This is a genomic window from Fuscovulum sp. (assembly GCA_035192965.1).
Lineage (GTDB): Bacteria > Pseudomonadota > Alphaproteobacteria > Rhodobacterales > Rhodobacteraceae > Paragemmobacter.
On sequence record CP136571.1, the window covers coordinates 1,408,455 to 1,429,275 of the forward strand.

General features: G+C 63.8%; 18 protein-coding genes and 1 tRNA gene. 13 read left to right on the plus strand and 6 right to left on the minus strand.

Annotated elements, in window-relative coordinates; genetic code table 11:
* Positions 1–9: 9 nt before the first annotated feature.
* Genes RSE12_06930 through RSE12_06940 form a run of 3 tightly spaced genes read right to left on the minus strand, consistent with a single transcriptional unit; the run spans position 10 to position 3,046 of the window.
* Complete coding sequence (locus tag RSE12_06930; GenBank protein ID WRH64060.1) at positions 10–1,185, minus strand: acetyl-CoA C-acyltransferase; 1,176 nt, start codon at positions 1,183–1,185, stop codon at positions 10–12.
* Positions 1,182–2,294: a 3-hydroxyacyl-CoA dehydrogenase NAD-binding domain-containing protein gene (locus RSE12_06935; GenBank protein WRH64061.1), complete on the minus strand. Its 1,113-nt coding sequence runs from the start codon at positions 2,292–2,294 to the stop codon at positions 1,182–1,184. The genes RSE12_06930 and RSE12_06935 overlap by 4 nt, the downstream gene beginning before the upstream one ends.
* On the minus strand, positions 2,291–3,046 hold the full coding sequence (locus RSE12_06940) for an enoyl-CoA hydratase-related protein (GenBank protein ID WRH64062.1): 756 nt from the start codon (positions 3,044–3,046) through the stop codon (positions 2,291–2,293). Before RSE12_06940 ends, RSE12_06935 begins: the two co-directional genes overlap by 4 nt.
* A 119-nt stretch (positions 3,047–3,165) precedes the next feature.
* On the opposite strand from RSE12_06940, the gene RSE12_06945 reads away from it, so the two are divergent.
* The 7 genes from RSE12_06945 to RSE12_06975 all read left to right on the plus strand — a co-directional run bounded on the left by RSE12_06945 (position 3,166) and on the right by RSE12_06975 (position 9,475).
* Positions 3,166–5,451, plus strand: coding sequence for a bifunctional salicylyl-CoA 5-hydroxylase/oxidoreductase (locus RSE12_06945; GenBank protein WRH64063.1), 2,286 nt, complete (start codon positions 3,166–3,168; stop codon positions 5,449–5,451).
* Entirely contained in the window at positions 5,448–6,191 is a 744-nt protein-coding gene (locus RSE12_06950) for an SDR family NAD(P)-dependent oxidoreductase (GenBank protein ID WRH64064.1), read from the plus strand. The genes RSE12_06945 and RSE12_06950 overlap by 4 nt, the downstream gene beginning before the upstream one ends.
* The gene (locus tag RSE12_06955) at positions 6,188–6,622 is read left to right on the plus strand and encodes a MarR family transcriptional regulator (protein WRH64065.1); all 435 of its coding nucleotides are present in this window, start codon (positions 6,188–6,190) and stop codon (positions 6,620–6,622) included. Before RSE12_06950 ends, RSE12_06955 begins: the two co-directional genes overlap by 4 nt.
* A complete protein-coding gene (locus RSE12_06960; GenBank protein ID WRH64066.1) occupies positions 6,622–7,434 on the plus strand; it encodes an enoyl-CoA hydratase family protein in 813 nt (270 codons plus the stop codon). The genes RSE12_06955 and RSE12_06960 overlap by 1 nt, the downstream gene beginning before the upstream one ends.
* A gap of 93 nt (positions 7,435–7,527) precedes the next feature.
* Positions 7,528–8,664 carry an acyl-CoA dehydrogenase family protein gene (locus RSE12_06965; GenBank protein WRH64067.1) on the plus strand — a complete coding sequence of 379 codons (1,137 nt, stop codon included), beginning with the start codon at positions 7,528–7,530 and terminating at the stop codon, positions 8,662–8,664.
* On the plus strand, positions 8,661–9,071 hold the full coding sequence (locus RSE12_06970) for a thioesterase family protein (GenBank protein ID WRH64068.1): 411 nt from the start codon (positions 8,661–8,663) through the stop codon (positions 9,069–9,071). The genes RSE12_06965 and RSE12_06970 overlap by 4 nt, the downstream gene beginning before the upstream one ends.
* Positions 9,068–9,475 (plus strand): RidA family protein, encoded by a 408-nt coding sequence (locus RSE12_06975; GenBank protein ID WRH64069.1) that lies wholly within the window; start codon positions 9,068–9,070, stop codon positions 9,473–9,475. Before RSE12_06970 ends, RSE12_06975 begins: the two co-directional genes overlap by 4 nt.
* 15 nt (positions 9,476–9,490) lie before the next feature.
* On the opposite strand, the gene RSE12_06980 is transcribed toward RSE12_06975, so the two are convergent.
* Positions 9,491–11,119: an AMP-binding protein gene (locus RSE12_06980; GenBank protein WRH64070.1), complete on the minus strand. Its 1,629-nt coding sequence runs from the start codon at positions 11,117–11,119 to the stop codon at positions 9,491–9,493.
* A gap of 399 nt (positions 11,120–11,518) precedes the next feature.
* On the opposite strand from RSE12_06980, the gene RSE12_06985 reads away from it, so the two are divergent.
* From RSE12_06985 to RSE12_07010, 6 genes are all read left to right on the plus strand, one after another.
* Positions 11,519–13,087, plus strand: a complete 1,569-nt coding sequence (locus RSE12_06985; protein ID WRH64071.1) for an ADP-ribosylglycohydrolase family protein — start codon at positions 11,519–11,521, stop codon at positions 13,085–13,087.
* A 486-nt stretch (positions 13,088–13,573) separates the two neighbouring features.
* Entirely contained in the window at positions 13,574–15,082 is a 1,509-nt protein-coding gene (locus tag RSE12_06990; protein WRH64072.1) for a DNA methyltransferase, read from the plus strand.
* The gene (locus RSE12_06995; GenBank protein ID WRH64073.1) at positions 15,082–15,501 is read left to right on the plus strand and encodes a DUF5681 domain-containing protein; all 420 of its coding nucleotides are present in this window, start codon (positions 15,082–15,084) and stop codon (positions 15,499–15,501) included. The genes RSE12_06990 and RSE12_06995 overlap by 1 nt, the downstream gene beginning before the upstream one ends.
* On the plus strand, positions 15,491–15,856 hold the full coding sequence (locus RSE12_07000; GenBank protein WRH64074.1) for a hypothetical protein: 366 nt from the start codon (positions 15,491–15,493) through the stop codon (positions 15,854–15,856). The genes RSE12_06995 and RSE12_07000 overlap by 11 nt, the downstream gene beginning before the upstream one ends.
* A 155-nt stretch (positions 15,857–16,011) precedes the next feature.
* Positions 16,012–17,055, plus strand: coding sequence for a hypothetical protein (locus tag RSE12_07005; protein WRH64075.1), 1,044 nt, complete (start codon positions 16,012–16,014; stop codon positions 17,053–17,055).
* A 710-nt stretch (positions 17,056–17,765) separates the two neighbouring features.
* Positions 17,766–18,710: a recombinase family protein gene (locus RSE12_07010; protein WRH64076.1), complete on the plus strand. Its 945-nt coding sequence runs from the start codon at positions 17,766–17,768 to the stop codon at positions 18,708–18,710.
* A 173-nt stretch (positions 18,711–18,883) separates the two neighbouring features.
* On the opposite strand, the gene RSE12_07015 is transcribed toward RSE12_07010, so the two are convergent.
* Positions 18,884–18,958 (minus strand) — tRNA-Glu (locus RSE12_07015).
* Between the two features lie 95 nt (positions 18,959–19,053).
* Positions 19,054–20,805, minus strand: a complete 1,752-nt coding sequence (gene recJ, locus RSE12_07020) for a single-stranded-DNA-specific exonuclease RecJ (GenBank protein WRH64077.1) — start codon at positions 20,803–20,805, stop codon at positions 19,054–19,056.
* Positions 20,806–20,821 lie beyond the last annotated feature (16 nt).

The following is a 20,821-nucleotide window of genomic DNA, read 5'->3' on the forward strand; positions in this document are numbered from 1 at the left end:
CATGCCGGGTCAGGTGGCCAGCAATTCCAGTGCGACGCCTTGTCCTACGCCCACGCAGAGCGTGACCAGAGCGCTTTTGCCGCCGCTTTCGGCCAGCCTGCGCGCTGCAGCCCCCGCGATGCGTGCGCCGGACATGCCAAGCGGGTGGCCGATGCTGATGCCGCCACCAAAGGCATTCACGCGCGGATCATCGTCCGCGATGCCCCAGCCGCGCAGGCAAGCCAGCACCTGCGCGGCGAAGGCTTCGTTGATTTCGATCACGTCGTAGTCGGCGGCCGCGCGGCCTGTGCGCGCGGTCAGGCGTTCCACGGCGGCCACCGGGCCGATGCCCATGACACGCGGGGCAACCCCTGCGGATGCCGCCGCGCCGATCCGGGCGAGGGGGGTGAGGCCGTGGCGCTTCACCCCGGCGGCTGAGGCGAGGATCAGCGCAGCCGCGCCATCGTTGATGCCTGCGGCATTGCCTGCCGTGATCGTGCCGCCCGCGCGGAACGGGGTGGGCAGGGCGGCCAGCTTTTCCAGCGTCGTGGCGCGCGGGTGTTCGTCCTGCGCGACCACGGTGTCGCCTTTGCGCCCCGTGATCGTGACGGGCAAGAGATCGCACGCATGCCAATCGGCGCTGTAGCGCGATTGCGACCGCAGGGCGAAGGCATCCTGATCGACGCGGGAGATGGCATGCTCTGCCGCCACATTCTCGGCCGTTTCGGGCATCGAGTCTGTGCCATAGGCGCGCGCGATCCGGTCATTCACGAAACGCCAGCCAATGGTGGTGTCATGAATCTCCGCTTTTCGGGAAAAGGCGGTTTCTGCCTTGGTCAGAACGAAGGGCGCGCGGGTCATGCTTTCCACGCCGCCTGCGATCACAACATCCGCCCCGTCGCGCACGGCGCGCGCGCCTGCGATCACCGCATCAAGGCCGGAGGCACAGAGGCGGTTCACGGTAAGTCCCGGCACGCTGTCGGGCAGGCGTGAGAGGAGGACGGCCATGCGGGCGACGTTGCGGTTATCCTCGCCCGCCTGATTGGCACAGCCAAGGATCACCTCATCCACTGTCAGACCGGGATGCAGGTCCAAGAGCCCGTCGATCACATGGGCGGCCATGTCATCGGGTCGGACCATGGCCAGTGCGCCGCCATGGCGGCCAATGGGGGTGCGGCGATGGGCGCAGAGGAAAACGTCGGTCATGCGGTCAGCTCCGGTGCAGGCAGGTAGCGCCCTTTCAGATGCGGCGGGGCCGCGCTTTCCAATGCGGCGAGGGTCGCCAGCACCCGGCTGCGCCCGTGAAGAGCCAGTGCTTCGAACGGGCCGCGGGGGAAGTTGAGGCCCAGTTTCAAGGCGGTGTCGATGCCATCCGCAGTGCTGCCGCCTTCCGCCAGCAGCCATGCGGCCTCATTCACCAGCGCGGCTTCGATCCGCAGGGTGATGGCCGCGGCATCTTGCGGGGGCGGTGGGGGATCGGCGGGAAAGATAAAGCCGCGCCCGGTCTTGCGGCCCAGATCGCCGCGCGCCACCTGCGCCTTGAGCGCGTCAAAGACTTGGTAGCGCGGGTGGTGGTCCATCGCGGCAGCGAGGCCCTCCGTCGCGGCAAGGTTGATGTCGGCACCGATCAGATCGATCAGCGCAAAGGGGCCAAGGCGATAGCCTTCGGCCATCATCGCCGCGTCAATCTCACCGGCGTTGCGGCCTTCCTCCAGCATTGCCAGCGCTTCGCCATAAAAGGGCCTGGCGCAGCGGTTGACGATGAAACCGGGGCGGTCGGGGCATTGGATGACGGTCTTTCCGGCGCTTTCCGTCAAGGCGCGGGCGGCGGCGAGGGCATCGGATGCGGTGGTGGCATGGGGGATCAATTCCACCAGACGCATCACCGGGGCGGGGTTGAAGAAATGCAGGCCCAGCAGGCGTTCCGGGTGGGAAAGGCCGCGCGCGATTGCGGCGACCGAGAGGGATGATGTGTTGGTCGCCAGCACGGCATGGGGCGGCAAAAGCGGCTCCAGCACGGTGAACACGGCCTGTTTCACGGCCAGCCGTTCGACCACGGCTTCGATCACCAGATCGGCGGGGGCGAGGTCTTCGATCCGGTCGACGATGTGAAGGCGCGACAGGATGGCGTCACAGTCGGCCTGCGTCATGGCGCCTTTGGCCACGCGGGGGGCGAGGGTTGCGGCAAGTCGGGCGGTGGCGGTGCTGCGCGCGTCCGTGCTCGCATCGGTGGCGCGGATGGTGTGGCCCGCCTGCGCGTAGACCTGCGCGATGCCAAGGCCCATCGCCCCAAGGCCGATGATGGCGATGGTCATTTTCCCCTGAACTCCGGTTTCGTTCGGGCGCGGAAGGCGCGGATGCCTTCGGCCTTGTCGTCGGTATCCAGCAGCGCCTCGAACGCGGCGCGTTCCTGTGACAGGGCGAGCGCCTGTTCCGACCCCACGATCAGCGCGGCTTTGGCCGCCATCAGCGCCAGTGGGGCGCGGGTGGCAAGGCGTGTGGTGAGCGGTTCGGCGAATGCCAGCGCGGGGCCGTCCGCCAGATGGGTGGCGATGCCCCAGTCATAGGCGGTGGCGGCGTCGATCACCTCGCCCGTCAGGACCATGCGCATGGCGCGCGCGCGTCCTGCCAGCGCCAGCAGGCGCTGCCCGCCGCCCGCGCCGGGGATCAGGCCGAGGTTGGTTTCTGGCAAGCCTACCCGCGCGGTGGGGCCAAGCACCATCAGATCGGCCATCAGCGCCAGTTCGAAACCGCCGCCAAGGGCAAAGCCATCTACCGCCGCGACAAGGGGTTTGGGAAAGGCGCGGATGGTGGCCCAATGCGCCTTGCGCGGATCGGCGGCCCCTTCGGCTGCGGTCTTGTGTTCAATCTCGCCGATATCGGCCCCGGCGGCGAAGTTGCCATCCGCCCCGGTCAGGAGCACGGCGCGGATCGCGGGATCGGCGGCAAAGCCTGCAAGCGCATCTGCCACCGCTGCGAGGAGCGCGGTGTTCAGCGCATTCTTCTGCGCCGGGCGGTTGAGGGTGAGGCGGGCCCAGCCCCCCATGCGGTCAATGATCAGGTCCATGCGGGTGATCTTCGCAAGCGCGGCAGAAATTTCAAGCCCGAAAATTTCAAGCTTGAAATTGTTTTGATCCAGTGTAGCTTTTCCCCAAGGCGCATTCCGCGCCATCTGGGATGTGGGCCATGAAGATACTTTGTCTGGGCGGCGGCCCTGCCGGCCTTTACTTTGCGATTTCGATGAAGCTGCGCGATCTGGCGCATCAGATCACCGTGCTGGAGCGCAACCGCGCCAATGATACCTTTGGCTGGGGCGTGGTGCTGTCGGATGATGCGCTGGGGCGGATGGGGCGGAACGATCCGGTGTCCACCCAATCGATCCGCGATCATTTCGCCTATTGGGATGATATCGCCGTAGTGCATGACGGCGTGCGCACGGTATCGGGCGGGCATGGTTTTGCGGGGATCGGACGCAAGCAGATGCTGATCCTGTTGCAGGCGCGGGCGCGCGAGTTGGGCGTCGATCTGCAGTTCGAGACAGAGTTCAAATCGGCCGAGGAATATCGCAAGGAATACGATATCGTCGTCGCCTGTGATGGCATCAATTCGGCGGTGCGCCGGGAATATGAACCCGTGTTCCAGCCCGATATCGACATGCGGCTGTGCAAGTTCGTCTGGCTGGGCACGCAGCAGAAATTCGACGACGCCTTTACCTTCATCTTTGAGAAGACGGAGCATGGCTGGGTCTGGGCCCATGCCTACCAGTTCGACGACAAGACCGCGACCTTCATCGTCGAAATGGCGCAGGAGACGTGGGACCGCTGGGGTTTTGCGGACATGTCCAAGGAGGACACGGTCGAAACATGCCGGCGGATATTCGAGCGGCATCTGGGCGGGCATGAACTGATTTCCAACGCGGCGCATCTGCGCGGGTCGGCGGTGTGGATGAACTTCCCCCGCGTGGTCTGTGGCAAGTGGTTCCATGAAAATGTGGTGCTGATGGGCGATGCGGCGGCGACGGGGCATTTCTCCATCGGGTCGGGCACGCGGCTGGCATTTGATTCCGCAATCGCGCTGGCGGAATACCTGCATAGTGAGCCGACGATGGAGGCAGCCTTCCAGCGCTATCAGGATGAGCGGCGGGTAGAGGTGCTGCGCCTGCAATCTGCGGCGCGCAATTCGCTGGAGTGGTTCGAGCAGGTGGAACGCTATCTGGACCTGCCGCCCGAGCAATTCGCCTATTCCCTGCTGACCCGCAGTCAGCGGATCGGGCACGAAAACCTCCGCCTGCGTGACCCAGAATGGCTGGGCCGGACCGAGGACTGGTTTCAGGAACAGGCGGGTGGGGTGAAGGGGCGCAAGCCCATGTTCGCGCCGTTCCGCTTGCGCGATATGGCACTGAAGAACCGTGTCGTCGTGTCACCCATGGCGCAATACAAGGCGGTGGAGGGCTGCCCGACCGACTGGCATCTGGTCCATTACGGCGAACGCGCCAAGGGGGGCGCGGGGCTGGTCTATACGGAAATGACCTGCACCTCGGCGCAGGGGCGGATCACGCCGGGCTGTCCTGGGCTCTATGCGCCAGAGCATGAGTCCGCGTGGCGGCGGGTGGTGGATTTTGTCCATGCCGAGACGGAGGCCAAGATCTGCTGCCAGATCGGCCATGCCGGGCGGAAAGCATCGACGCAGGTCGGATGGGAGGAGGGCGACGCGCCCTTGCCCACGGGGAACTGGGAGATCATCGGGCCATCCGCGCTGCCCTGGTCGGCCAAGAACGCCACCCCGCGCGAGATGACGCGGGCGGATATGGAGGCAGTGACGGCGGAGTTTGTCGCGGCGACCGAGATGGCCAAGCGGGCGGGGTTTGACATGATCGAACTGCACGCGGCGCATGGCTATCTGGTGTCGTCCTTCATCAGCCCGAAATCGAACATCCGGACCGATGCTTATGGTGGATCGCTTGAGAACCGGATGCGCTGGCCGCTTGAGGTGTTGCGCGCGATGCGGGCGGCATGGGGCGAGGAGAAGCCCTTGTCAGTGCGTATTTCGGCCACCGATTGGGTAGGCGACGAAGGCGTGACGCCGGATGAAGCGGTGGAGATTGCGCGCCTGTTCGCGGCCAATGGGGCGGATATCATCGACGTGTCGGCGGGGCAGACGTCCGTAGACGCCAAGCCGGTTTATGGCCGCATGTTCCAGACACCGTTCAGCGACCGCATCCGCAACGAGGCGGGGATTGCCACCATGGCGGTGGGCAACATTACCGAACCGGATCACGTCAATTCCATCCTGCTGGCAGGGCGGGCGGATCTTGTCTGCCTCGCGCGGCCGCATCTGGCCAATCCCTATTGGACCCTTCACGCCGCCGTCGCCATGGGCGATGCTGCCACCGAATGGCCGTTGCCCTATCTGGCCGGGCGCGATCAGATGCGGCGGCTGGCGCAAAAGGGGACAGAGGTGATCCGGGCATGAGCATCACGGGACGGCGGGTTCTGGTCACGGGCGGCGGATCGGGCGCGGGGGCAGACCTTGCGCTTGGCTTCGCCCGTGCCGGTGCCGCCGAGGTGGTGATCTGCGGGCGGCGGTTGGAAGCCTTGGCTTCGGTCGCCGCGCAACACCCCGCCATTCGGGCGCTGCCTTGCGATGTGACGGATGAGTCCTCGGTGCAGGCGCTGTTTGCGCAGGCTGGGCGGGTGGATGTGGTGATCGCGAATGCGGGGCAGGCCGATAGCGCACCCTTTGCCCGCACCACGCTGGAGCAGTGGAATGCGATGCTGGCGGTGAACCTGACGGGGGTGTTCCTGACCTTTCGCGAAGGGTTGCGGCAGTTCGATGGCTGGGGGCGGTTGATCGCCGTAGCCTCGACCGCGGGGGTCAAGGGCTATGCCAAGGTCGCCCCTTATGCGGCGGCCAAGCATGGGGTGATGGGGATCGTCCGGTCGCTGGCGCTGGAGGTGGCGCGCGGGCCGGTGACAGTGAACGCGATCTGCCCGGGGTTTCTGGATACCGAGATGACGGAGCAGTCCATCAAGGTCATCTCGGAAAAGACTGGGCGGTCGCTGACCGAGGCGCGGGCCGCATTGGAAGCGATGAGCCCGCAGAACCGCCTGTATCGCCCCGACGAGGTGACATCGGCGGCGCTGTGGCTGGCATCAGATGGGGCCGATGGGGTTAACGGGCAGGGGATCGTGATCTCCGGGGGGGAGGTATGACCGATCCTCTGTCAAAACGGCGGCTGAAGATGTGGATCCGCCTGCTGGGGGTGACGCGGATGGCGGAAAGCGATCTGCGTGAGTTCCTGCGGTTGCAGCACCAGACGACCTTGCCGCGCTTTGACGTGATGGCCGCGCTTTATCGCCGCCGTGAAGGCGTGACGATGAGCGAGTTGAGCCGGATGCTGCTGGTGTCGAATGGCAATGCGACCACGGTGGTGGACCGGTTGGAGAAGGACGGGCTGGTGCGGCGCACACCGTCCGAGGTGGACCGGCGCACGGTGTTCGTGGCGCTGACGCCCGAGGGGCTGGCGCAGTTCGAAGTGCTGGCCGCGGGGCATGAGACCGAAGTGTCGCGCCGCTTTGCCAACCTGTCCGAAGCGGATCTGGACGCGCTGACCGATATTCTCAAACGCATGGGGGGCGCGTGATGGGCGCGATGGCGGGGCTGCGGCCCGAACATTTCCTGTGGGAAGTGGTGGATCGGGTGGCCGTGGTGCGGCTGAACCGGCCCGAACGGAAGAACCCGCTGACGTTTGAGAGCTATGCCGAGTTGCGCGATACGTTCCGCGCGCTGGTCTATGCGACGGATGTGGATGTGGTGGTGATTGCGTCCAATGGGGGGAATTTCTGTTCCGGCGGCGATGTGCATGACATCATTGGCCCGCTGGTCGGGATGGAGATGAAGGAGCTTCTCGCCTTTACCCGCATGACAGGCGATCTGGTGAAGGCGATGATCGGCTGCGGCAAACCCATCATCGCGGCGGTGGACGGCGTTTGCGTGGGGGCGGGCGCGATCATGGCGATGGCGTCGGACCTGCGGCTGGCAACACCCGGGGCGAAATGCGCGTTTCTGTTCACCCGTGTGGGGCTGGCGGGGTGCGACATGGGGGCCTGCGCGATGCTGCCGAGGATCATCGGGCAGGGGCGGGCTGCGGAACTGCTTTATACCGGGCGCGTGCTGCGCGCCGAGGAAGGCGAGCGGTGGGGGTTCTGGAACGCGCTGCATCCGGCAGAAGAGCTGGAGGCGGCGGCGATGACGCTGGCACGGGCCCTGGCGGCAGGGCCGACATTTGCGCATGGGATCACGAAGACACAGCTCAATCAGGAATGGAACATGGGGCTGGAGCAGGCGATTGAGGCCGAGGCACAGGCACAGGCCATCTGCATGCAAACCCGGGATTTCGAGCGGGCCTACCGTGCCTTTGTGGCGAAGGAAACGCCGGTGTTTGGCGGGGATTGACGATTTTTCATGCGAAAAATCAGGGGGCGCTCGCGCCCCCTCGGCGCGTGCCGCGCCTCACCCCCTGAGGATATTTGAAACAGAGAAGATGACATGAGCGATACGAGTTTTCTGGACTGGCCTTTCTTTGAAGATCGGCATCGCGAATTGTCCGTCGCGCTGGAGGCGTGGTGCGGGGCGCATCTGCCGGTGGATCATGGCGATGTGGATGCAGCCTGCCGGTCGCTGGTGGCCATGCTGGGGGCGGGTGGCTGGTTGCAGCACAGCGCTGCTGCAGCGGGGGAGCGGCTGGATGTGCGCACGCTGTGCCTGATCCGTGAGACGCTGGCGCGGCATGACGGGCTGGCGGATTTCGCCTTTGCCATGCAAGGGCTGGGGATGGGGGCGGTGAGCCTGTTCGGCACGGCTGCGCAGCAGGAGTGGCTGGCGCGCACGCGGACGGGAGCGGCGATTTCGGGTTTTGCCCTGACAGAGCCGGGATCGGGGTCGGATGTGGCGGCGACGGCGACCACAGCCACGCAGGTGCAGGGCGGATGGCTGATCGAGGGGGAGAAGACCTGGATTTCCAATGGCGGGATTGCAGATGTCTATGTGCTCTTTGCCCGCACGGGCGAGGCACCGGGGGCGAAGGGGTTGTCGGCCTTTCTGATGCCCGCCGATGCACCGGGGTTGGAGGTGGTGGAGCGATTGGAGGTGATCGCACCGCATCCTTTGGCGACGTTGCGGATGAAGGGGATGGTGCTGCCGGAGGGGGCGTTGATCGGCGAACCGGGCGCGGGGTTCCGGATCGCCATGTCGGTGCTGGACGTGTTCCGGTCGACCGTCGGGGCGGCGGCGCTGGGCTTTGCGCGGCGGGCTTTGGATGAGGCGTTGGCGCGGGTGAAGGCGCGGCGGATTCAGGGGCAGGCGCTGGCCGAATTGCAGATGGTGCAGGGACATCTGGCCGATATGGCCGTGAAGATCGACGCGGCGGCGCTGCTGGTCTATCGCGCGGCCTGGGTGAAGGACAGTGGCGCGGCGCGGGTCACGCGCGAAGCGGCGATGGCGAAACTTTATGCCACCGAGGCCGCGCAGGAGGTCATCGACATGGCGGTACAGTTGCACGGGGGCGACGGTGTGCGGCATGGGTCGGTGGTGGAGAGCCTGTACCGCGAGATCCGGGCGCTGCGGATCTATGAGGGCGCATCCGATGTGCAGCGGGTTGTGATCGCGCGGAGTGTGCTGGGATGAGCTATGCGCGCACGATCCGGGTGGAGTTCAACCATTGCGATCCGGCGGGGATCGTCTTCTATCCCCGTTATTTCGAGATGACCAATTCCGTCTGCGAGAATTTCTTCCGCGAGGTGGTGGGCTATTCCTATCATGCCATGATGGAGGATGGCATCGGCGTACCGACCGCGCGGGTGGAGACGGATTTCCGCGCGCCGTCGCGCCTTGGCGATGTGCTGGACTGGGTGCTGGTGGTGGAAAAGGTGGGCGGCAGTTCCGTCACCGTCCGGCTGGACATGGGCAGTGGCGGCGCGCATCGGCTGACGGCGCGGTTGGTGCTGGTCTGGATGTCGCCCGAGGGGCGGCCTGCGCGCTGGCCCGATCGTATTCGCGCGGTGCTGACCGCACATCTGGAGACGACCGCATGACCGAAACCGCGCTGCAATTCCTGCACCCTTCGCATTGGAAACCAGCCATCGGCTATTCCAACGGGGTGGCCGCCACGGGGCGGATGGTGTTCACAGGGGGCATCATCGGCTGGAACGCCGAACAGCAGTTCGAGACGGATGATTTCGTGGGGCAGGTGGAGCAGGCCCTGAAATCCATCGTCGAGGTGCTGGCCTGTGCGGGGGCGGGACCGGAGCATCTGGTGCGGCTGACATGGTATGTCACCGATAAGCGGGAATATCTTGGGTCGCTCAAGGAGCTTGGCCGCGTCTACAAGGCGGTGATCGGGCGGCATTACCCGGCGATGGCGCTGGTGCAGGTGGTGGCGCTGGTCGAGGATCGCGCCAAGGTAGAGATCGAGGCAACGGCGGTGATCCCGGCCTGAGAGCCGGGATCGGGGTCAGTTGCTGCGCAGGCGGAAGCGCTGGATCTTGCCGGTCTGGGTTTTCGGCAGAGCGTCGGTGAACAGCACCCGGCGCGGGTACTTGTAGGGCGCGATCACCTTTTTCACGTGATCCTGCAACAGCTTGATCATCAGCGCGTCGCCCGCATGACCGGCGGCAAGCACAACATGGGCCTCGACCACCTGACCGCGTTCCGCATCGGCGGCACCGATCACGGCGCATTCCTGAACGGCGGGGTGGGAGAGCAGCGCCGCCTCTACCTCTGGCCCGGCGATGTTATAGCCTGCGCTGATGATCATGTCGTCAGAGCGGGCGGCAAAGTGGAAGCGGCCGTCTTCGTCTTGCCAGAAACTGTCACCCGTCAGGTTCCATCCATCGCGGACATAGTTGGTCTGCCGATCATCGGCCAGATAGCGGCAGCCGGTGGGGCCGCGCACGGCCAGACGACCCACTTCGCCGCGCGGCAACTCGGCCATGTCGGGGCCGACGATCCGCGCCTCATACCCCGTGACGGGGCGGCCGGTGCAACCGGGGCGGTGGTCATCGAAGCGGTTGGTCAGGAAGATGTGCAACATCTCGGTCGCACCGATGCCGTCGAGCATCGGCTTGCCCGTGCGTGCCATCCATTCTTCATAGACCGGGGCGGGCAGGGTTTCGCCCGCGCTGACGGCGGCGCGCAGCGAGGAGAGGTCCGCGCCGTCCTCCATCGCCTTGAGCATGACGCGATAGGCGGTCGGTGCGGTGAAGCAGATCGTCGCGCGATGTTCGGTGATGATGTCGATCATGTTGGGCGGGCTGGCCTGTTCCAGCAGCGCCGCCGCCGCGCCAAAGCGCAGGGGGAAGATGGCAAGGCCACCAAGGCCAAAGGTGAAGGCCAGCGGTGGGGAGCCGACAAAAACGTCATCGGGGGTGACGGCCAGAACCTCGCGCGCATAGCCATCGGCGATGATCAGCAGGTCGCGGTGGAAATGCATCGTGGCCTTGGGCGCGCCCGTGGTGCCCGAGGTGAAGCCCAAAAGCGCCACGTCATCGCGCCCCGTGGGGTGCGGGGTGAAACGGACGGATTTTCGCAGGGCGATCCGGTCGAGTTCCGCATCATGGTTGGCCGTGCCGTCAAAGCCCACGACCGTGTGAAGAAAAGCGCTGTCCTTCTGGCAGGCGACCAGTTCTTCCATCAGGCGGGTGTCGCACAGGGCGTGGGTGATTTCGGCCTTGTTCACGATGGCCGTCAACTCGCCCGCGCGCAGCATGGGCATGGTGTTCACCACCACCGCCCCCGCCTTGGTGGCGGCCAGCCAGCAGGCCACCATCGCCGGGTTATTGGCCGACCGGATCAGCACCCGGTTGCCGGGTTTGACGCCGTAATCTTCGACCAGAGCATGGGCGATGCGGTTGGACCAGTCGGTAAGTTCTTTATAGGTGCGCGCGCGGCCATTGCCGATCAGCGCGGTATGGTCACCAAAGCCGCGATCAACCATCCGGTCGGTCAGTTCCACAGCGGCGTTAAGCCAGTCGGGATAGTCGAACGCGCCCAGCTGCAATTCCGGCCACTGGTCGGCAGGGGGCAGGCTATCGCGGGTGAAGGTGTCGCTATGGCCCGTGGGGCCGAGGGGGATCGTCTGCATCTGCGCCTCTAAGACGGGGTCACTGGCAGCATCATGGCACGGGGGAAGGGCGGTGTCGCCAGTCTGCGGACAGACCGATCCCGCATTGCGAATACGCGGCACAAAAGGCCGGAGTCCGAATTGGATGTTGATGGCAGGAGGTGGCAGTGGTCGTAGTCCTGGGCTAACCGGTCTCGCCGAAAAATTCCCTGCTATCAGGGAAAATATCAGGGAAATGCCGGAAATAGCTCTAATTCTTGCCGATCTGTTCCAAAAATACCTACGTATTACAATGAGTTGATGCTAAATTCCCTGTCGCGCGGAACAGGGAATTTCGGTTCCGAAACAGGGACCGTTTCGCCCTAAGCAGCGAAAGCGGGGAAGAACGCCCCGCGGCGTCTGCCCAGCTTGGTCCAGAGCTTGGAACCTCTTGATGAGGGTAACTATTTGCAGACCAGTCAGTCACAACCGCTGAACATCGCAGAGATCAGAGTTGGTCCGGGCCGCATGGGTCTGACCATCTGTCCCGGCAAGACCGAAGGCGGGGCCATCGGGGCCCCCCGCAGCCGCGACCTTGGCAGGGATGTTTCCGCGATCAGACAGTGGGGTGCCGACGCTGTCGTGTCTCTGGTAGAAGAACACGAGATGGAGGCGCTTGGCGTGCCACATCTTGGTGCGGCGGTGCGCCGGGCCGGCATGATCTGGCACCACCTTCCGATTGCTGATTTTGCGGCGCCCGACATCGGCACGCTGAAGGCCTGGGCCGCAGTTTCTCCGGCTCTGCACCAGACCCTCGATCGGGGAGGGCGGGTACTGTTCCATTGCAGGGGAGGCCACGGCCGTTCGGGAATGATTGCCGCGCTTGTGTTGATCGAGCGCGGTGAGCCGTGGTCAGTGGCGATGAGGAGGGTCCGTGAGATCCGCCCGGGCGCGATTGAGACAGCAGTGCAAGAGAAGTTCCTTGAAGGGCAAGCGGGGCAGGGGGATCGGCGAACGGAACTGACCCGCGCCAGCCTCTTTGGCGGGGCGATCGGAGATGCGCTTGGTGCCGAGATCGAGTTCTGGCCGCTTGCTGATATTCTGGATCGCTTTCCGGGCGGTGTCGACGACCTGCTGGCCCATCAGGGTCGGGTTGGCGCGATCACGGATGACACGCAGATGACGCTTTTCACGGCCGAAGGTCTTCTCCGCGCGCTGAACCGCGCCTTCGAAAAAGGCATCTGCTATCCGCCGGGCATCGTCCATCATGCCCTTTTGCGCTGGTTTGCGACGCAGGGTGGAGCGCCAAGAATGCAAATCGATGGAACAGGGCTGGTCGCCGACAGGCGTCTTCATGTGCGCCGTGCGCCCGGAAACACCTGCATGTCGTCACTCGCTGCGGCAGAACACTTCGGTGAAGTGGCGCGAAACCGCTCCAAGGGATGCGGGACCATCATGCGCGTCGCCCCGATTGCGCTGATGGCCGGCTATCGCGGCGATCGGACGAAGCTCGCCGCCGAGACCTCTGCCCTGACGCATGGCCATCCAACCGGACAGGAAGCCGCTGCCGCTTGGGCAATGATTCTGAGCAATGTTCTGGAAGGGCAGGGGCTTCAGGATGCTGCAAACGCCGCTCTCGAGACTGTCGGGGGCGATACGGCCACGTCCATCAAGTCCGCCCTGTCCGCTCCCGGTGACGGGACGCCGCAAACAATCGAAGCCTTGGGAGGCGGTTGGGTCGCCGAGGAAGCGCTCTCGATCGCGCTTTACGCGGCGTTGAATTCGGGATCGTTCGAGGAAGGCCTGCGGATCGCCGTGACGCATTCGGGCGACAGCGACAGTACCGGCGCTATCGCCGGGAACCTTCTGGGTCTTCTCTACCCGAACGAGGTCATGAGGCATCCTTGGCGGCGTGAGATCGAATGCGCCGATCTGATCTGCCGCCTTGCAGGGGATCTTGCAGATGAGGGCACCGATATGGTCGACAGCGACCGGTATCCAGGCTGGTGACCTTCGGAACACGCATCTCTTCGGACGGATATCTAACCATTCCTAGTTTTCTCAATTGCCTTTCCACAAAACCGGCAGCATGCCGAACCTGCTGGCAATCATGTAAGGCGGCAGCTCGCGGTCAATCGCCGATCTAGTCAACGCAGACCACTGGTTTCTTGATGCTAGCCATAGCTGGTGCCCCGTCCAGAGGGTTGGCAGGCCATACGATGGACGTTGTTCAGTCCAACTAGCAGCGAGAACCAACACAGCGCGCACCAAGCAGGGAGAACGGAACCGCGAGGCGCCGGGATTTGGTGGTAAAACCCCAGTACCCGTTCGTCAACCTAGGGTAGAAGATGTGTTGACGCTATATGTTGTGTCCTGTACAACTCACGATGCCACAACCTTGGAGACCAGTGATGATGCCAACGCCAATCAAGGCGGGCATTGCGGTCTTGAAGGCCGCATTTCCCGCCTCAACAGTTCGAGAAAGGAAGTGCAACGATGGCCATAACTTTCATAAACAAGCCGACATCAAGTGCTGCTGCCGCCGGCGTCCAGTCCGCCAAGATCGGTTTACCGTCAAATATTGACTCTCCGAAGGTTGTTGAATCGGTCTCAGCCGGGCGCAACGACTTACTTCCGACGATGCGGGTCGAGACGGTCCCACTGTCCGCGATCGCAAAACCCCACCATCCGGTCAAAAAGCAAAGTGAACGGCAGGTCGCGCGTGCAGCACAATCCATTCGACGGTTCGGCTTTCGTATTCCGCCAATCCTCGGCAAGGGTGGTGAGCTAATTGACGGAAATGCGCGGCTTGAGGCTGCGCGCCGACTTGGCCTGAAGGAAATTCCCTGCATCATCGCAGATGACCTTTCGGACGAAGACGTCCGCCTGCTCCGCATCGCATTGAACCGGATCGCAGAGCGCGGCGAATGGGACGAACTGGCGTTGAAGATCGAGTTTGCCTACCTGCTGGAGTTCGAGCCGGACCTTTCCGTGACCGGCTTCGATCCTCCGGAGATTGATCGCATCCTTGTTCTGGACGACCTTGGCCTCGGAGAACCCGACCCGCTCGACAACGTGGGTGAGCTTCCCGACCCCGATGCAACAGCCGCCAGCCGTCCAGGTGATATCTGGCGATTGGGAAGCCACCGGGTGGTCTGCGGCAATGCTCGAAGTAAGGACGATATCGGGACCGCTGTCGAGGATCGGGAGATCTCCGCTGTCTTTACAGATCATCCGTACAACGTCTCGGTAGACCGCCACATCCGGGTCGGGGGCGGCAAGTTCCCCGAATTCGCCGAGGCCTCCGGTGAAAAGTCACCAGCTGAGTACGAGGAGTTCCTCCGGATCACGACGCGTCACATGATGGAAGCCATCAAACCCGGCGGCGTAATCTTTCTCTGCATTGATTGGCGCCACGTCGAGGTGCTGATGCGCGTCGTTCGAACCCTCGGGCTCGAACTTATCAACACCTGTGTCTGGGCCAAAGAAAAGGGTGGAATGGGATCGCTCTACCGCAGTCAGCATGAACTCGTTCTTGTGATCAAACGGCCAGGGGCGTCACACCTCAATAATGTTCAGCTTGGCATCCATGGCCGGAACCGAACGAACCTTTGGTCTTATGCCGGCGCCACCGGCGGACGTAAGGCGGCTGAGGACGACTTCTCGCTCCATCCGACCGTGAAGCCGGTCAGGCTGGTCCGTGACGCAATTCTGGATGTCACAGCAATGGGCGACGTGATCCTTGACCCGTTCCTTGGCTCGGGCACGACGATCATTGCGGCGGAGGTTTCGAAACGGATCTGCGTGGGCCTCGAAATTTCGCCGGCCTATGTTGACGTTGTCATCGGTCGGTGGGAGCAGTTGACCGGACTAGAGGCCATCCACGACGTAACAGGAGAGACCTTCACTGCGCTTCGTGATGCGCGCAGGGCGGCTCAGGGTACGGGCAGGGGGGCTGCCCCCGACGCTCCCCGGCCGGTGGCCTCGAGCGATGAGGACTTCTGATGGGCGACACACCGGAACCGACTGACGGTCCAAAGGTGGGCTACGGCGTGCCTCCTCTGGAGCATCAATTCAAACCAGGCCAGTCCGGCAATTCGAAAGGGCGGCCCAGGGGCATTGGGAACTTCAAAAAGCTGATCGTGAAACATGCGGCAAAGAAGGTCACCGTTCTCGAAGGGGGTGTTGAGAAAAAGATGACCAAGTTGGACGTGGTCGTTGCTGCCATGTTCAACAAAGCAGCTAAAGGAGACGTCGCCGCCGCACGGTTGCTGACCAGTCTGATTCTGGCTGAAACGGAATTATCCGGTGACGCCTACCAGTCGGGCTACTCCGACGCCGACCTTCAGGTGATGCTCGAGGAAGCGGATTGGCAAGCCGAACTCGTCAAACTGAAACAGGCGAAGTTGCAAGATGAGTTTTGACGAAGCGCTCTTTCGAACCGTCTACGCCAACGATCTTTATTCGTTTCTGCGCCGTGCCTTTGAAGGCTTGCGTCTTCTTCGGGACGCACTGCCCCCGTACGTGAGCCACCCAAGGAAATTCGATCTGCTGATTATCGACGAGGCTCATAACGTTGCCCCGACCGTCGGCCGCTATGCGGTCGAAAGCCTATCCGCCGTGCAGACGTCAGTATCTGGGGCAAAGAACCTTTCACACTGGGCCTCTGGGTCGGCAATCGCGTCACACCGGGGACTACCGAAGCGTCTCACCAAGCTATTGAAGCCATCAGAAACAACGATCGCAACAAGGCGGGAATTGCATCGCCTGCACAGCTGACCAGCTGCCCTTGGTGCGGTTCGGAGATCTCCGGTGGTCGCGACATCGAGGTCGACAGGATCGCTGGCCGAACGCTGATCCACTGCGGCGACAAGCTGGGCAGCTGCGCTTTCTCGAAGGCGAAATCCACTGGGCAGCCTCACCCGGGGCTTCCCGTGAAAGTCGTCGATGAGGAAATCTATCACCGCCCGCCGACGATGATGATCGCGACCGTCGACAAGTTCGCGATGATGGCGTGGCGTCCCGAGGTGCGAAACCTGTTCGGCCGCGTCGAGCAGGAGTGCGTGCGTCATGGCTTACTCTGGCCAGGCCACGACTGTAGAACCGGACACCGAGCGAAAGGGGCATATCCGGCCGCGAGCGTGAAGCCGGTCCGCGCAATCCGACCACCAGACCTGATCATTCAGGATGAGTTCCACCTCATCAGCGGTCCGCTGGGCACCATGGTGGGCCTCTACGAGACGGCAGTCGACGAGCTAAGCAGCTGGTCTCTGGGCGAAAAGAAGGTTCGCCCGAAGGTCGTTGCATCCACAGCGACCGTGCGGCGCGCTGACGATCAGGTGCGCAATGTGTTCATGCGCCGGATATCAGTCTTCCCACCTTCTGGACTCGACGTCGAAGACAACTTCTTCTCAGTTCAGCGCCCCATCGCTGAGAAGCCTGGTCGGCGGTACATGGGTATCTGCGCCCCTGGAAGTTCGCGCCCAGCGGTACTGATCAGGACCTACACGGCGTTTCTGACCGCCGCGCAGGCGCTGTTCGACCGCTTCGGCCCGGTGGCCGATCCCTACATGACGCTCGTCGGCTACTTTAACTCCCTGCGAGAGCTCGGTGGCATGAAGCGGCTGGCCGAGGACGACGTACAGACGCGTTCGTTCCGCGTCAAAATGAGCCTGGTGGATCGGCCCGGGCTCTCCCAACGTCGTGTTGAGGAGGTCAGCGAACTGACCTCACGCGTATCGAGTCAAGATATTCCTCGATACCTTGATCAGCTCGAGGTGCCATTCGAGGGCGCCTTCGATCCGGCACAGGGCAAATGGGTTACCAAGAGGAAGCTAGGAGAAGCGCGCCCGATCGACGCGGTGCTGGCGCCCGCCGCACAGAGCAGGTGCTTCTTGATCTCATCCATCGCGCACAGAGTGACCTCTTTCTTGTCAGCTTCGTCGCATACGATGTCTCCTCGGTTGTCGACGCATTGAATGCCGCTGCTGCTCGCGGCATTGACGTCCGTATTCTGCTGGAGGCATCAGCGAGCCAAGGTGGAAGCCTGTCCGTAGACCCTGTCGCCACGATGCGGAGGTGTGTGCCTTTGGCAGACCTGTATGTCTGGACGGACCGGCCTGAACCGTTCACCGAAGGAAGGGTTCACGCGAAAGTGGCTGTTGCCGACGGCAATTCAGCCTTTTTGACCAGCGCTAACCTGACTGGGCACGCGCTGGAGAAGAATATGGAGGCTGGCGTAGTAATCAGTCGTGGCCATGTCCCGGCAGCTCTGCACGCCCATCTTCATGCTCTAATCGAGACCAAGGTAATCCGGAAAATCTAGTATCACACTTGGCAACTTCGCGCCTGGTCGCGCAGCACGGCATCCGCCTTTTTTGGCCGCGGCGATCTTTCGCAGTTCCTTCCCGGCCGAGCCCGGCCAGAGCTGCAAAACAGCCTCCTCTGTCAGCCTTTCGACTGGACATCCATGCGACAAAGAGCGGTACTGATCCCGTGCCGACACAGCTGTCGTCGGCGACCTTCGCCCGGAGTGCCGGGCTCTGCGCGGTACTGGGAGCGGGATGATCCGCGCCCCGAACCAAGTGGAGACCAGCATGAAACAGACCGACAACGCAAAGCCGAGCACCTTGGTCTTCGGTCGAAGCGTTACGTCACGCAATCAGGGAGGGACCAGGGAGGACAGGTCATGTCACGCGGTCATATCCACAAAATCCTCACCAACCCGCTCTATGTCGGCCGCATCGCCCACAAGGGCACGAGCCACGAGGGGCAGCACCCTGCGATCATCGGGACAGCGCAGTGGGAGAGGGTGCAGGCGATCATGACGGCACAATCCTCCCTCCCTCGTGGGCAACAAAACTCGGGGCGCCCCACCTCACCATTGGCCGGCAAACTGTTCGATCCATCCGGCTCGCGCATGACGCCGGTGCATACGCAGAAGCGCGGGCGTCGCTATGATTACTACATCTCGCAGTCGCTCAAGGCCGGCGCAGATCCAGAGGAAAGAGCCGACGGCTGGCGCCTGCCGGCACGGGTGCTTGAAGACAGGATCGCCGCCGCAGTCAGAACGCATCTCAGAGCCGCTGTCCTACACGGGCTTGTCCGGCAGGCAGATCCAATCTGGATCTCAGCCACCGTGGCGAGGATTGATCACGGCGACATAAACGCGCTTGCGGTGATCGACCGGGCCTGCGTCGGTCAAGAACGGCTCGGGATCACCATCGACCGAAAGTCGCTCGCAAGATCTTTTGGCGTCAGTGAACGCGAAGTTGATCCGGAGCCACTTGCGTTCGAAGTGCCGGTCTCGCTCCGCCGACGGGGCGTGGAGACGAAACTTCTGCTGGACGGTGACGCACTCCCACAAGATGAGACCCTGATCCGAAACATCGCCAAAGGGCGGGCGTTCCTCGACCTGATCACCTCCGGCCTGAGTACCCAAGACATCGCAAGGTCCAGTGATCTCTCGATCAAGCGTGTGCAGCAGATTGTCGAGTTTGCGTTCCTCTCGCCGGACGTTGTCCGGCGGATCGTTGAGTGTCGGCAGCCGTCATTTCTCACCGCCGAGTGGTGTCTCAGGCATGAGATTCCGGCGGACTGGGCTGTCCAGAAATCGCTGTTTAGCGTCGCCTGAACCGGGCATTTCCCAAACTGGAAACACGAAATCCGCGAGAAGAGACGGATGGTGAAACTGGGCCGTCCCAGAGTGGATTTCGCCGTCTCCTTACGCCGGAGCACGACGCAAGCCATTGATAGTGCGCGATAATACCGACTAGCGGCGTGGCGTCTCTGCAATGGCGGGGTAAGTGGCAGCCCGTAGGGGAGTCGAACCCCTCTTCCCAGGTTGAAAACCTGGTGTCCTAACCGATAGACGAACGGGCCACTGTCGGTGGCGGGTGTCTAAAGGGGGGCTGGGTGACTCGCAAGGGGGAAAATGTGCGACACAGGGGCGCTTTGGCAGCAGGGGCGCACAGCGGTCAGGCCCGTGCGGCGTCTTCCAGGCGGAGCTGTACCTTGGTCTTGCCGTTCCATTGGTTCAATTCCAGCCGACCGGCCAGATGGAAGCGTTGATGGCCCCCTTCGAGCAGGGCGGGGCCGAGCGGGCCGTCAAAGGCACCGAAGGCCACGGCCTCCAGCTTTGGGCCAATCCCATCGCCGAAGGACAGGCGCAGGTGGGATTCGCCGATCCGCCGCGCGCTCACGGCCATGGCGGCAAAGGCAAAACGCGGGGCAGGGGAAGAGGCCCCGAAGGGCCCCGCTTCTTCAAGCTTTTCCACCAGATCGCGGTCGGCGGCACCGGGCATCAAAAGCCCGTCCAGCTTCAGGTCCGCAGGGCCCGCGCTGCCCGCGCCCTGACGCGCCAGCAGGTCGGACAGGCGGGCCATCGCCGCGTCCAGCTTGCCTTCCTCGACCGTGAGGCCAGCGGCCATGCGGTGCCCGCCGCCCTTGACCAGCAAACCCTCGGCGGCCAGCCGATGGATGGATGCGCCCAGATCGACGCCCGAGATGGACCGCCCCGATCCCTTGCCCATCCCGCCTTCCAGCCCGATCACCACGGCGGGGCGGTTGGTCGCCTCTTTTAACCGGCTAGCGACGATGCCCACCACGCCCGGATGCCAGCCCTCCCCTGCAGCCCAGACGAGGGGGGCGTCCAGACCACGGGTTTCGGCCTGTGCCATGGCGGCCTCGCGCACCCGCATCTCGATCTCGCGCCTTTCCGTGTTCAACTCGTCCAGCCGGTCGGCCAGCGCCTTGGCCTCGGCCTCATCATCAGTGCACAGCAGCCGCGCACCCAGATCGGCCGCGCCGATGCGTCCGCCTGCGTTGACGCGGGGGCCAAGCAGAAAGCCGAGGCTATAGGTGTTGGGGGCCGTATCCATCCGCGCCACATCGGCCAGCGCGCGGAGACCCACCCGATCGCGCCGCGCCATCACCTTGAGCCCCTGCCGCACCAGCGCCCGGTTGACCCCGATCAGCGGGGCCACATCGGCCACCGTGGCCAGCGCCACCAGATCAAGCAGCGCCATCAGGTCCGGTCCCTGCACGCCATCGGCGCGCAACTGACGGTTGGCCTCTACCAGCATCAGGAACACTACCGATGCCGCGCAGAGGTGGCCCAAGGTGCCATCTTCATCCTGCCGATTGGGGTTCACGACGGCCAAAGCGGGGGGCAGGGTGTCGGCCCCAAGGTGATGGTCCAGCACCACCACATCCGCACCCGCAGTCACCGCAGCCGCGATGGGATCATGCGACAGGGTTCCGCAATCGACGCAAATGATCAGCCGGTGCTTTTCGGCCAGCCCCGCCATGGCCGGAACGTTGGGGCCATAGCCCTCGTCGATACGGTCGGGGATGTAGAGCGTGGCCGCATGGCCCATCGCGCGCAGCCAGATCATCAGAAGCGCGGCAGATGACCCGCCGTCGACATCATAATCGGCAAAGACTGCAATCGTTTCGTGCGCCTTCAACGCCCGCAGAAAGCGCGCGGCGGCAGGGCCCATGTCGCGCAGCGTCAAGGGATCGGGCAGCAGATCGCGCAGGGCGGGGGCAAGGTAGGCGGCGCTATCCTCGGGTGCCACGCCCCGCTTGACCAGCGTGTGGCACAGGGCCAGCGGCAGGCGCGTGACTTGGGCCATGGCTTCGGCCAGACGGTCCTCTTCGGCAGAAGGACCGATCCAGCGCCGCCCAGTGAGCGACGCTTCGACGTTGAGAAAAGCGCGTGCTATCATATCAAAGGAAGTGCCG

Bases quoted from the DNA above. Each gene is read 5' to 3' on its own strand.
- RSE12_06960 (WRH64066.1), top strand. From the start codon at position 6,622: ATGGGCGCGATGGCGGGGCTGCGGCCCGAACATTTCCTGTGGGAAGTG.
- RSE12_06995 (WRH64073.1), top strand. From the start codon at position 15,082: ATGGGCGACACACCGGAACCGACTGACGGTCCAAAGGTGGGCTACGGC.
- RSE12_06950 (WRH64064.1), top strand. From the start codon at position 5,448: ATGAGCATCACGGGACGGCGGGTTCTGGTCACGGGCGGCGGATCGGGC.
- RSE12_06935 (WRH64061.1), bottom strand. From the start codon at position 2,294: ATGACCATCGCCATCATCGGCCTTGGGGCGATGGGCCTTGGCATCGCG.
- RSE12_06940 (WRH64062.1), bottom strand. From the start codon at position 3,046: ATGGACCTGATCATTGACCGCATGGGGGGCTGGGCCCGCCTCACCCTC.
- RSE12_06970 (WRH64068.1), top strand. From the start codon at position 8,661: ATGAGCTATGCGCGCACGATCCGGGTGGAGTTCAACCATTGCGATCCG.
- RSE12_06980 (WRH64070.1), bottom strand. From the start codon at position 11,119: ATGCAGACGATCCCCCTCGGCCCCACGGGCCATAGCGACACCTTCACC.
- RSE12_06965 (WRH64067.1), top strand. From the start codon at position 7,528: ATGAGCGATACGAGTTTTCTGGACTGGCCTTTCTTTGAAGATCGGCAT.
- RSE12_06945 (WRH64063.1), top strand. From the start codon at position 3,166: ATGAAGATACTTTGTCTGGGCGGCGGCCCTGCCGGCCTTTACTTTGCG.
- RSE12_06975 (WRH64069.1), top strand. From the start codon at position 9,068: ATGACCGAAACCGCGCTGCAATTCCTGCACCCTTCGCATTGGAAACCA.
- RSE12_06930 (WRH64060.1), bottom strand. From the start codon at position 1,185: ATGACCGACGTTTTCCTCTGCGCCCATCGCCGCACCCCCATTGGCCGC.
- RSE12_06955 (WRH64065.1), top strand. From the start codon at position 6,188: ATGACCGATCCTCTGTCAAAACGGCGGCTGAAGATGTGGATCCGCCTG.
- RSE12_07010 (WRH64076.1), top strand. From the start codon at position 17,766: ATGTCACGCGGTCATATCCACAAAATCCTCACCAACCCGCTCTATGTC.
- recJ (WRH64077.1), bottom strand. From the start codon at position 20,805: ATGATAGCACGCGCTTTTCTCAACGTCGAAGCGTCGCTCACTGGGCGG.
- RSE12_07000 (WRH64074.1), top strand. From the start codon at position 15,491: ATGAGTTTTGACGAAGCGCTCTTTCGAACCGTCTACGCCAACGATCTT.
- RSE12_06990 (WRH64072.1), top strand. From the start codon at position 13,574: ATGGCCATAACTTTCATAAACAAGCCGACATCAAGTGCTGCTGCCGCC.